Origin of the sequence: Entomomonas moraniae (assembly GCF_003991975.1) — a bacterium.
GTDB classification, from domain to species: Bacteria; Pseudomonadota; Gammaproteobacteria; order Pseudomonadales; family Pseudomonadaceae; genus Entomomonas; species Entomomonas moraniae.
The window spans coordinates 2,505,654-2,517,458 of the sequence record NZ_CP029822.1 but is presented as its reverse complement, the minus strand read 5'-3'; the positions used below and the strand labels follow the sequence as shown (position 1 = coordinate 2,517,458).

Annotated in this window: 11 protein-coding genes; 9 read left to right on the top strand and 2 right to left on the bottom strand. The window is 36.4% G+C overall.

The genetic code is table 11. The features are described from left to right. Positions 1-70: 70 nt before the first annotated feature. A complete protein-coding gene (locus DM558_RS11690) occupies positions 71-1,645 on the bottom strand; it encodes an RCC1 domain-containing protein (RefSeq protein ID WP_127164164.1) in 1,575 nt (524 codons plus the stop codon). Positions 1,646-1,781: 136 nt separating this feature from the next. Then, entirely contained in the window at positions 1,782-3,038 is a 1,257-nt protein-coding gene (locus tag DM558_RS11685; RefSeq protein ID WP_127164163.1) for a hypothetical protein, read from the bottom strand. Positions 3,039-3,273: 235 nt separating this feature from the next. On the opposite strand from DM558_RS11685, the gene DM558_RS11680 reads away from it, so the two are divergent. The 9 genes from DM558_RS11680 to DM558_RS11640 all read left to right on the top strand — a co-directional run bounded on the left by DM558_RS11680 (position 3,274) and on the right by DM558_RS11640 (position 11,769). Further along, positions 3,274-4,683 carry an MBOAT family O-acyltransferase gene (locus DM558_RS11680; protein ID WP_127164162.1) on the top strand — a complete coding sequence of 470 codons (1,410 nt, stop codon included), beginning with the start codon at positions 3,274-3,276 and terminating at the stop codon, positions 4,681-4,683. Positions 4,684-4,685: 2 nt separating this feature from the next. Next, positions 4,686-5,834, top strand: coding sequence for an SGNH/GDSL hydrolase family protein (locus DM558_RS11675; RefSeq protein WP_127164161.1), 1,149 nt, complete (start codon positions 4,686-4,688; stop codon positions 5,832-5,834). Beyond that, positions 5,831-7,021, top strand: a complete 1,191-nt coding sequence (locus DM558_RS11670) for a GDSL-type esterase/lipase family protein (protein WP_127164160.1) — start codon at positions 5,831-5,833, stop codon at positions 7,019-7,021. The genes DM558_RS11675 and DM558_RS11670 overlap by 4 nt, the downstream gene beginning before the upstream one ends. A gap of 106 nt (positions 7,022-7,127) precedes the next feature. Next, positions 7,128-7,424, top strand: a complete 297-nt coding sequence (ftsB, locus tag DM558_RS11665) for a cell division protein FtsB (RefSeq protein WP_109701551.1) — start codon at positions 7,128-7,130, stop codon at positions 7,422-7,424. Continuing rightward, positions 7,387-8,121: a 2-C-methyl-D-erythritol 4-phosphate cytidylyltransferase gene (ispD, locus tag DM558_RS11660; protein WP_228411739.1), complete on the top strand. Its 735-nt coding sequence runs from the start codon at positions 7,387-7,389 to the stop codon at positions 8,119-8,121. The genes ftsB and ispD overlap by 38 nt, the downstream gene beginning before the upstream one ends. 63 nt (positions 8,122-8,184) lie before the next feature. Further along, entirely contained in the window at positions 8,185-9,051 is an 867-nt protein-coding gene (locus tag DM558_RS11655) for a cation diffusion facilitator family transporter (RefSeq protein ID WP_127164158.1), read from the top strand. Positions 9,052-9,145: 94 nt separating this feature from the next. Beyond that, the gene (locus DM558_RS11650; protein WP_127164157.1) at positions 9,146-9,445 is read left to right on the top strand and encodes a DUF2388 domain-containing protein; all 300 of its coding nucleotides are present in this window, start codon (positions 9,146-9,148) and stop codon (positions 9,443-9,445) included. Between the two features lie 11 nt (positions 9,446-9,456). Beyond that, positions 9,457-9,789 (top strand): DUF2388 domain-containing protein, encoded by a 333-nt coding sequence (locus tag DM558_RS11645; protein WP_127164156.1) that lies wholly within the window; start codon positions 9,457-9,459, stop codon positions 9,787-9,789. Next, positions 9,790-11,769 (top strand): DUF7844 domain-containing protein, encoded by a 1,980-nt coding sequence (locus tag DM558_RS11640; RefSeq protein ID WP_407644290.1) that lies wholly within the window; start codon positions 9,790-9,792, stop codon positions 11,767-11,769. Positions 11,770-11,805 lie beyond the last annotated feature (36 nt).

The window sequence follows — 11,805 nt, the reverse complement described above, 5'->3', positions numbered from 1 at the left end:
CAGCATAATATTTACTTTTTATGAAAGGTGCCATTAATGAATGACACCTTTTGATTTTATGGAGTAAGAATTAGTAAAGCGTTATCTCACTACCGGGCCATTTGATATGTGGTGCACCTAATTGTTTTTGATTTAATTTATATAGATCATTATAACCAACACCATATAGCTTACCATCTTCTGTTTCATAAAATAGATGTTCTTTACCGCCACCAATTCTTTTAATTGGGCAGTCTACAGTATGATGTAACGTAGGTTCATTACCATAGATCCATCTAAATGCGCTACCTTCAGTCTGTCCCCATGTAAAGATTCTACCATCTTCAGTGAGAGCGCATGAGCCAACATAGCGGGCAAATAATTGTCGTACGCCTGTCATAATAACGACGGGTTGATCGCTTGAGTTCGCAGTGCTAGGTGAACCACAACCCAGAGAGGCTCTTAGCCCCCATCCGATTACTGTTCCGTCACATAATAATGCTTCACCCCAACCGTTACCACCTGAGATATAGATGATTTGGTCAGCATATTGATCTAAGTTTGTAACGCGTGTTGGCGTGGTGATGATTTGTTGGACTCCATAATTTGTACCCTTAAATCCTAAACCACTCGCTTCATTATCGCCCCAAGCCCATACATGGCCTTGAGATGTTACTGCAAACCCGCCTTCATAAGCAGAGCCGACTAAGCGAGCTACTTCTCCACCTAAATTTACTTGTACAGGAACTCGACTATTTTTCTTAGAGCCGTTTCCAAGTTGGCCATAGGCATTATGTCCCCAAGTCCAAACTCTTCCTGAAGTGTCAAGTGCAGCAGAACAGTATTCTCCTGCACTGATTTGTACGGCATCGGATAGAACTTTTTGTGGCGTTGATACATAAGTTGCTTGGCTACCTGCTTCACCATATAGATTTTGCCCCCAACCCCATACGTCCCCAGAATTTTTAGCGGAGTCAGTTATACATAAAGCCAATAAATGATATGCACCACCTACGATTTGAATTGCGTTAGATAGCCCATTTACCTTTTGTGACTTTTCTTTCATGTTTACGTTTTGTTTGCCGTTTCCTTGTTGGGCTGATCCACGGAATCCCCATACATAAACATCTCCTTTTTTATCAATAGCGGCACCCGTGGTGATTAAATCACCTTCAGAAATTAAATTGGGCATAGTTAAAGGTGATGGTGTGGCTTTTTCTACACGAGCAACAATATTGTAGAGGCCGCTAGCATTAAGAGGTTTGTTTAGTGTAACTGAGTAGGTAGTACCTGCCGTTACATTAAAACTTAGTTCGTAGAAATCATCACCAAGCGATTGTTGACTTCCAGTATTATTAACTTTTAGATCGGGAATAAAACTACCTTTGCCATCAACTGTAACTGTCATTTTACCTGTAGCACGAGGTGTAAATAGATAGATTGGTGTGTTTTTGTTTTGTGATGCAATATGATAAAAAACGATGCCTGTTGGTAGATTAATTTCGGTTACTGTATTTAATCTATTATTTTGATTTAAATAATTGGTTAAGTTAAGCCAGTCTGATTCTGAATCAGGATCCTCAATAAAGCCGTAACACTTGCCTTGGTTTAGAACATCTTCAATAGCTTTGTCAAGAGGCGTTCTACTTCTTGTAGTACTTGTCATAAAATATCCTTCTTTACATTGTTTCGTTGACCTTTAAAAAAATAAAGGGAGTTACCGCTTTGATATATTGTTATATTTTTCAAAGCGAGAGTATTGTAAAGAGGATTTCTGGTTTGAAACCAGAACCCTTAACGTTTTAAAAGTCTGAAAGAATATAAACCAAACGAATTGTATTAGTTTCTAGCGTTAAATCAGATGTTCCCCAACTTTTATAAATAGTCATATGTAATAAATTACCTTGTACTTTCTTGAATGCTCCTTTATAAACTATGCCACTAGTCGTATGGATCTCAATTTTTTTATTAAACGCCTGCTCATTAAGCTGATCTATTGTTGTTAATATTCGTTCAGAAGATTGGATGATGGGTATACTAGTTTTTGTATTTTTTGGTGCTGTTCTTTTAGACAACGCATCAGCTGTCATCCATTCAAATTCTATAGGAATATTTTTTCCATTAATTTTTAAGCTTGGTCGAATAAGGTCGATGACTGCTTGTTCACTCATGTTCTTAAGCTCATTGAAGGAAATATCACCTTTAGGGTTTGTAGAAAAGTAGAGATCTTGGGGTTTTTTCTGATACTCATTAAGTGCATTCATTATATTGTCAGATATGCTCAACTCTAGGCTAGAAACAGTGTCTTTATCTAAGTCTTCTCTATTGAGATATGGAGGAAGTTTATCTACATATTCTTTTAAAGAGATATTTTCTTGTTTTGCACAGTAATCATAAAGTTTTTCTTGGATGATATTATTTTTTATATTAATTTGGAATTCAGGAACTATGTTCTTTTTAGCCGATGGATTAATAATGGAAGTACTTCCATAAAATGATAAAGAGACTTGTAGTGCATCTCTCATATTCATATCGGCATCTAGTTTAACTCGTGTATTAGATATTTTTTTATAACCCATATTTAGATCAAAGATAAAGTATTTGTATCCCATATTATTATAATCTTGAGTAGTCATTTTATTGATTTTGCCACATGGGATGGAAAGAGAGTCATTAAAGATTTTAGCAGCCCATTCAGTTGTGCGCAGGGAGTCAATGTCTACTTTTATACCTTTTATTTTTAAGGTTAGTTCATTAGGGATTTTGCTCCCCCAGTTTTTTACAATGAGGAGCAGTAATTCAAGAATATTGTTAGTCGCTAATTCAATTTTCTCAATTTTGACATTTTGTCCATTAATAAGTAAATTGATATTATCAAGACTTGTACTACCATTAAGAGATGTAGTAATACCTGTGTAATTAAAAGCACCGGGAGGGAGCGCATTTTGTATGTCTTTTGCAGTTTTTTCTGTATAATACCAAAGTAAGGCCTTAGTTCCGCCAAATATAATAAAGGCGACTAGAATGATTAGAAGACATAAGTTACGTAACTTTCTCATGAAAGAACCTGCATCCTTTGGTTATTATCTGTAATATTTTCTAATAATAGAATATTATGTAGGGAACGTCTATAGTGAGTATCGCTCTATATCCATAGTGCTTAATGAAAAACTATAATCATATTTTATAGACAGTCTATTTAATTTAATTTAATTGATGTATTCTTTAGGTATATAAAATTATTTAAGATATTTAGGCCATGTGTTGGTTATTTAATAGAAAGTATATAGATCTGTGAGTTATTTATCGATAGAGTTTAGTGTTGCCTTTCCGATCTTTTTTTTATTGTATTGGATACTCATTAAAAAGCCTGCCCTCCAAAATGTATTGCTGTTAATAGCAAGCTACGCTATTGTCGCAACATTTGATATAAAATTTCTAGCTATCTTAGTAACATATAGTGTAGTTTTATATGTTTTGTCATTTCCTATTTATTATAGTAAAAAAAGAAACGGCCTTTGGTTAGCTTTGGCGATTTCAGTAGCTATCATTAACTTGTGCTTTTTTAAATATTTTGATTTTTTTAGAGTACAAGTACAATCCATGGTTAACACATTAGGCATAGATTATGCTATTCCGGGTGTTGAAATTTTATTACCCATTGGTATTTCTTTTTATACTTTTCACTCGATTAGTTATCTAGTGTCTTTGCGAAAAAAAGAGATTTCTATTCCTTCACCGCTTGACTTTGCATTATTTTTATCTTTTTTTCCTAGTTTAATTGCCGGCCCTATCAACAGAGCGAAAGACTTTTTACCACAGATTCAAGTGGAACAGCCAAGAGAAGTTGGTAGTTATAATAAGGCATTTGTGTTGGTTTTATTAGCCTTAATAAAGGTGCTTTGCTTAAACACAGTCTTAGCAGATAATTTCGTGGATCCAGTTTTTGCTAATCCAAGTAGCTATAATTCATTAGATATTTTATTGGGTGTCTATGGGTATGCATTACAAATCTTTTTTAATTTTTCGGGTTATACCGATCTTGTGACAGCGATCGCCCTTTTATTGGGGTTTCAGTTACCTAAAAACTTCAATATGCCTTATTTCGCTAATAATTTAAGAGATTTTTGGCAGCGTTGGCATATGAGCCTTTCATCTTGGATAAGGGACTATATCTATATTCCTTTGGGAGGAAGTCGTAAAGGTTTTGGCCGTACACAGGTTAACTTGTTTATTGCTATGACTTTATCGGGTTTATGGCATGGTGCTAGTTTTGCTTTTATCATTTGGGGTATTATTCATGCTATCGGTGTAGTACTGCTAAATATAGGGGATCGTTATTTAGGACGAAATTACTTAACCAATTTTTCACCATGGTTGGCGCGTTTTATTACTTTTCAATACGTTTGTGTTGCTTGGGTGTTTTTTAGGTCTGCAACATTATCGGATTCTTTGGAGCTATTTAGTGCCTTTGTATATAACGTTACAAGTGTTGCATTGAGTTTTAATATATTTCTATATTTTCCGCTACTATTGTTGGCTTTTTTTGCTTATCCTTTTTTGGCAAAGCTACCTCCGTTATTGATTCAGTTATTAGATCGAGTTTCTTGGGTATATTTACCCATTGTTTGGGTCATTATTTTGCTATTGGTTTTAACGACAGCACCAGCGGGTATTCCTAACTTTATTTATGCAAGTTTCTAGATATGATGGTAGCTAATAAGAAATTTTTAAAAGCATTTTATTTATTGATAGTAACCATGCTGTTGCTTTTATGGCTAGAACAACGCTCAATAAACGCTTATTGGATACAGACATATCACCGAAATAGCCCTTTAGCTGTTTTTGACTATAGTGATGTTTGGCGTAAGGGTGGAGATATTGCTAGTTTTTTGAACTCTCATCTAGATGTCATACAAAATGAAATGAAAGATGTCAATGAAGAGATTGTTATTGGTTTTAATGATAAACTCTTTGAATCCTTAGAACATTATTTTGATGGAGGAGTAAAATATAAGTTACTCCTCGATATGCCTGCGATGTTTCGTACAGATATATTTTATGTCATTCCACAAAAACCGTTTATTGATATCGTTGCACTGGAGGGGCAACGAAAAGTAAATGAAGTATCTTCTAAGGATAACCTATTAGTTATTAACAAAAAAGAAGAGCTGGAAACCAAGGAAGATTCACGATTATTAATTGAAAAAGGGCAAAAAGTTTTTTTTGTGGGCGACTCTTTAATGCAAGGCGTAGCTCCTCATGCGATGAGAATTCTTTTAAAGCAGCATGGTATTGAAAGTATTAATTTAAGTAAGCAAAGCACAGGGTTATCCTATCCTAAATTTTATAATTGGCCCGAAGTGGCAAAAGATACCTTTATAAAAAATCCTGATATTAAATTAATGGTTGTTTTTATGGGGCCAAACGATCCATGGGATTTCCCTGTGGCTAGGAGTAAAAGGTTTTTTAAATTCAAAACTCCAGAATGGGAGGGAGTATACCGCGCACGCATTCAACAACTTATTAATGCGGCTACAGATCATGGAGCTAAAGTGCTATGGGTTGGCGCCCCTAATGTTAAAAGTGATAAGTTGAATGAGGGGATGATATACCTTAATACAATTTATCTGTCACAAGTAACTATAGCCAAGCAACATTATACAATTTCTAATGATGTTCTCGGTATGTTTGATAACAAGTTTGTTAAGTTTATGCAAATACCCAATCGGGGAAATGTAACATTACGAACTGATGATGGAACGCATTTCACAACGATTGGGCAAAAGCGTATAGCAGATAAAATTATATCTTTATTGCGCTTTGTAGATGCTACGGAGCCTCTAGATAAATGAAAAAACTAAAGCAGTTGGTAGGTATAATGCTGATAGTAGGGTTTGCTTTCCCTGCTGCAGTGTACGCAGTAGAATCATCTCCTGTTATAAATTTTCATGAACCTAATCTTTTTAAGTTAAAAAATAAACTGGTTAATGTTAAGAATAAAGTAGCACCTCCTGACTCTGTTTTAAGAATTACTCAGCTAGGTGACTCTCATACAGCAGCGGATATTTTTACGGGCGCTTTGAGGCAAAGTTTTCAACAAGATTATGGTAGTGCCGGTATTGGCTGGATTAGCCCCATCAATGTGTATGGTCAGCGTAATACACAGGTCTATTATAATGCACTGGATTGGACATTAACTTCAAGCCGCTCAACGGTTGCTAATGACTATCCCATGGGAGGTTTTATTGCCACCCCTGCAGTTGCCAATGCACAATTAACAATCAGCTATAATGTAGATGAAAAGCCTAGTTTATGGAATGCTACGTTCTTAGTGAAGCAATTAAAAAAAGGAAAACCACTGAAATTAGTGGATGGTATGAATTATGAGGTTGTGCTTGATACAAAAGGGCAAACAGGTTGGCAATATGTAAGCGCTTTTGTAATGCTTCCTCTAACAATTACGGCTGAATCTGCTGAATCTGCAAAGTTAGGTGGTATTTGGTTAGAAAAAAATGGTGCTCCAGGGGTTGTGGTGTCGCCAGTTGCTTTGAATGGCGCTAAGCAGTCGATTTGGACGCATTGGCGTCGTGATTGGACTAATGATTTAGCTAAAATAAAAAGTGACCTTATTATTATTGCTTATGGTACAAACGAAGCATTTGAAACTCCTTTTAATGCAGTGAGATACAAACAGTTTTTAATAGACAGTATCAAGGAGATTCGTAAGAAGTCCCCAACCAGTGTCATTTTAATTGTTTCTCCCCCAGATAGCATGCTAAGGAATAAGATTAGGCGGGGTGCTTCGTGTCAAGCTATGCAACCTCCGAATTTATCTATTATTCGTAAGGTTCAGAAAGAAGTCGCTAAACAACAGCATACCTTGTATTGGGATTGGTCCGCCGTGATGGGGGGGATGTGTGGTATGCGAAATTGGGTTGCTAAAGGGTTAGGTAATAAGGACCATATACACTTAACAGCTAACGGTTATCAGCAGAGTGCTGATCAACTTTATAAATCACTGTCTGAAGTGCTAAGATAATATATTTTTTAGTGTTGTTACACTATAATGCCTCATAATTTATGGTGGATAGCCCGTTATTGGGCCATCTTGCATTATCCTTTTTGATTTATTAAGTGTGAGTAGAATGCCACATTTTTTTCGTAGTCCTTACTGGTTATTTGTGTTGCTATTAGCCTTATTGGTTGGCTTGCAACATCGGCTATGGTTTGGTGAAAATGGAATTTATCAGACAGCAGAGTTAAGAAAAAAAATTGAAGCACAGCAACTAGAAAATAAGAAACTATTAGAAAAGAATCAACGTTTAGAGGCTGAAGTTGTAGAGTTAAAAAAAGGTACTGAAACAATTGAGGAAAAGGCTAGGCACGATTTAGGCATGGTTAAAGATGGTGAAACACTCTATATTGTACCCAATGAAAAATAATCAATTGCCTTCTTTCTGGGTCGTTATTCCTGCGGCTGGGATTGGTAGTAGGATGCGCTCAACTATTCCAAAACAGTATTTTACATTAGGTAATTTAACCGTTTTAGAGCATACCCTTGCTTGCTTTTTAGATCATCCCCAGTTATTGGGTATTGTTGTTTGTTTATCAAAAGATGATCAGTGTTGGTCAGAATTGTCTGTGAGCAAGCATCCTTTGATTCAAGTCGCTGAGGGTGGGGGAGAGCGTGCTGATTCAGTTTTGTCTGGGCTTATGGCTTTATCTGAACAAGCCAAACCAGATGACTGGATACTTGTCCATGATGCGGCAAGACCTAACTTAACTAGAGAGGATCTAGATAAGCTACTATTTGTTGTTAGTAAGGACACCGTGGGTGGGTTATTAGCAACACCTGCTAGGGACACGCTTAAACAGATAGATAGCCAAGGTCGTGTTATAAAAACATTAGATAGGAAGGTGATCTGGCAGGCATTGACTCCTCAAATGTTCCATTTCCAACAATTAACCTGCGCGTTACAACATGCACGTAAAATGGGAATGATCATTACGGATGAAGCATCTGCTATTGAAGCGATGGGATTCTCTCCGTTATTAGTTGAGGGGCGTAGTGATAATTTAAAAATAACCCATCCTGAGGATCTTCAATGGTTAGTACCTTATTTAGTAACAACAAAATAGATAGTAACATTTATTAATGAAGCATTAGCATTTAATCGTAATTATTTCTAAAGAGAAGAACGCATGATAACGACAAAACAAACCACTTTAATAAAAATGGCAGCGGTAGCTTCTGTTACAACTGCTATTGTACTTTTATTAATCAAGGCGGTTGTTTGGTGGTTTAGTGGTTCAGTTAGCTTATTAGCAGGATTAGCAGATTCTGCATTAGATAGTTTAGCTTCATTACTCAATTTAATAGCGATTACTATTGCTTTAAGGCCCGCCGATTTTAATCATCGTTTTGGACATGGGAAAGCGGAAGCTTTAGCCGGATTGGCTCAGTCTGTCTTTATCTTGATTAGTGCGCTCTTCATCTGTTGGGAAGGTATCAAGCATTTAATTAATCCTGTTGCAATAGAGAATACTCATTGGGGTATAGTTGTGATGGCCTTTTCTTTAATGGTTACGTTGATTTTAGTTAGTTTTCAGCGTCATGTTATTAAACAAACAGGTTCAACAGCGATCACAGCAGATTCATTACATTATAAAACTGATATTTTAGTTAATATCAGTATCTTATGTGCACTATTTCTCAGCCTATATGGTTGGCAAGGTTTTGATGCAATTTTTGGTATATTAATTAGCTTTTATATTCTTTGGAGTGCTTTGGAAGTAGGAAAAGAGGCAGTAGAGATTTTGATGGATAAGGAGTTACCAAAAAAAGTAACAGATGAAATGATACAGATTGCTAAATCAATACCACAAGTCATCAATGTGCATGATTTAAAAACACGTAAATCAGGAACGCAATGGTTTATCCAGCTACATGTTGAACTTGCCTCAACAATGACACTGGATGAAGCACACCGTCATTGTATTGTGGTAAGAAAATTATTACAGGAGCGTTGGCCATCATCTGATGTAATAATACATGCAGATCCTAGATAATATGCTATTTATACAATATCTTAATGGATAATTATCAGGTAAAATAATGGTTCAAATTATATAGTAATTAAAGTGTTTAGAAGGAAAGGCTGTGATGAAATATTTGATAACCACATTGGGACTAATGAGTGCGATATGCACTTTGCCTGCATTGGCTTTTGAATCCACTACGGATATTGTTGTACGTTCATTATATGCTACTCAACAGGTTAGCTCTAGCTTCTCTAATGACAAGATTATTCTTGCTGCTCAAGGCGATGCAGCAACTTTTATTGCCACTAAGGGAGAAATTCGTGGTGCTCATATTGAGGCAGCAATTAATAAGATACGTACACAGTATCCAGACTTGAAAATAACCGATATCGAGTTAGCAGAAGCTATACTTGCTCAATAGAGTATTAAAAAATGATGAAGAAACTATTATATATAATGTTAGCATTATCAACACTATTGATTACATCTAATGCCTATGCTATTGATCAAACAAAAGATGTTTTAAATATTACCACCAGAGCATTTGGTCGAAGCCTTGATTTTACTTCAGATACAACTACATCAACTCGAGATAAATTTAAGTTAGTTGAGATAGCAAAGCAAGATGCAGCCGCTTATGTTGGGTCAGGTGGAAAAATCCAAGGACCTTATTTAACAAAAGCATTTGAAATTATCCGTGCAGATTATCCTCAAGCAAAAAATATGTCAGATATAGAGTTAGCAAAAGCGATATTAGCGATATAGGTGATTAGTATTTTTAAATATTGTTTAGCTGCTATAAGTATTTTTATTTATAGTAGCTATTGTTTTGCAGAGCTTTCTTTATCTCTCAATAAAAAAAACCTATCGAAGCAAGAGATACAAGTATCTAACCAGCTCCTCAATGAAGCGCGTGCGATGCTTCCTCCCTCTTTTATCAATAGTTTTTCTCATCAAGTAGTGGTTACGTGGTCAGAAAATTTACCTTCTGAGGCTTATGGTCGAACAAATGGACGTTATGCACTGCTCTTAAATAAACAGCTATTACCTTCTCTTGTTGATGGTAGTGCCGTGAAAACTGAAAACGGACGTCCTCATAAAACAATACGTAAAGAGTTGTTAGCAACTGTTATTCACGAGTTATCACATTTATATGATGATGGTGGCTTTTTTACTGCCCAACAAAAGCCACAAATTTATTATTGTCAACGATTAGCAAAAACTCAAGGAACTGAGGCGCTACCTAGCTATTGTCTAGGGTTTTTAGGGCGACATTTTACAATCAGTGATGACGCAAATTTTTTAGATTTAGCGGGATGGCCGTTGCTGATTGGTGAGGGGGAGTTAAGAGATAACCAAAATACCCGTGTCGATAGAACGCCAGACCAGTATGAGTTGACTAATCCTAAAGAATTTATGGCCGTCAATATGGAGTATTTTTTATTAGATAAGGATTATGCTTGCCGCCGCCCAAGACTAAATAGCTGGTTTATAAAGCACTTTGATTGGCAACCGCCACAACAGCAGTCTTGTGCACAAGATTATGTCTATTTATTTGCTAATGATGAACCTAATAAGTCACCATTGGAACATCTCGATCCTGAGCGCGTCTATGAAGTAGATTATTTATTTGCCACTGCCAACAATGATTGGATGAGTCGTTGGGGGCATAGTATGCTGCGTCTAGTCATTTGTGCTCCAGATAGACCGCGCGGTCCAGATTGCCGTTTAGATCTGGAGTATCATCGGGTATTATCTTATCGAGCATTTATAAATGACTTGCAAATATCGAGCATCAAAGGGTTGACAGGAAATTATCCTTCAAGACTTTTTATTTTACCTCTAAACCAAGTTGTCGATGAGTATACTAAGCTAGAGTGGCGGCCTTTAGAGTCTGTCCCTTTAAAGTTGTCTCGTGATCAGATTGTATCTCTTGTCGAGCAGGCTATAGAGCTTCATTGGAGTTATGATGGTAATTACTATTTTTTAACAAATAACTGTGCTGTAGAAACATTAAAGCTATTGCGAACGGGTACGCAGTTGCAGAGTTTGAAAACACTCAACACGCTTACCCCCAGTGGTTTGTTAGGTTTATTAGAGTCGAGAGGTCTTGCTGATGGATCTGTACTAAAAGACAGACAAGAGGCTATGAGGCTTGGTTACTTTTTTGATTCCTACCGCGATCGTTATGAAATGATGTTTCAAGTCATTAAACAAAAGCTACCTATTCCTGATAACTCGGTAGAAGAGTGGTTACAGCGCTCTGCACAATCAAGACAACAGATTTTTAAGCAGGCAGATTTACGCAGTAGTGCTGCGCTGATATTATTAGAGCAAGCCGCTATACGTAGGCAGACACTATTAGTTTATCAAATACTAAAAGAGCGATATTTAAAGCCCGTATCAAGTTCTGACAAGCAACCGCATTTACTAAAGGCAGAGCAAGGCATTCAGCAACTTATCGAGCGTAGCGCATTTTTAACTCGCCCCGCAGGATTATTAAAAAATGGTTATGGGCTGCCATTACCTAGCGAAATTGTTGTCTTGTCAAAAGATAGTTTGGCTGAGCAGCAACAACTGGATGAAGTGATGTTATCTTTGCGTGACCAAATTAAAGTGCTTTTGCCACCTGAATTAGTCAAAGAGTTGGACGGGACAGAGAAGAATATTAAACTACTCAGCGAACAGTTAAGAGCTCTACATAAAGCAGATGGTGGATTAGAGTTACATTCTTTAAAAGAATAATGAATTGAAAATGACATAATAAAATCGATAGGTATA

Coding starts and splice junctions, on each gene's coding strand:
- DM558_RS11690 (WP_127164164.1), bottom strand. CDS start 1,645: ATGACAAGTACTACAAGAAGTAGAACGCCTCTTGACAAAGCTATTGAA.
- DM558_RS11685 (WP_127164163.1), bottom strand. CDS start 3,038: ATGAGAAAGTTACGTAACTTATGTCTTCTAATCATTCTAGTCGCCTTT.
- DM558_RS11675 (WP_127164161.1), top strand. CDS start 4,686: ATGATGGTAGCTAATAAGAAATTTTTAAAAGCATTTTATTTATTGATA.
- DM558_RS11670 (WP_127164160.1), top strand. CDS start 5,831: ATGAAAAAACTAAAGCAGTTGGTAGGTATAATGCTGATAGTAGGGTTT.
- ftsB (WP_109701551.1), top strand. CDS start 7,128: ATGCCACATTTTTTTCGTAGTCCTTACTGGTTATTTGTGTTGCTATTA.
- ispD (WP_228411739.1), top strand. CDS start 7,387: ATGGTGAAACACTCTATATTGTACCCAATGAAAAATAATCAATTGCCT.
- DM558_RS11655 (WP_127164158.1), top strand. CDS start 8,185: ATGATAACGACAAAACAAACCACTTTAATAAAAATGGCAGCGGTAGCT.
- DM558_RS11650 (WP_127164157.1), top strand. CDS start 9,146: ATGAAATATTTGATAACCACATTGGGACTAATGAGTGCGATATGCACT.
- DM558_RS11645 (WP_127164156.1), top strand. CDS start 9,457: ATGATGAAGAAACTATTATATATAATGTTAGCATTATCAACACTATTG.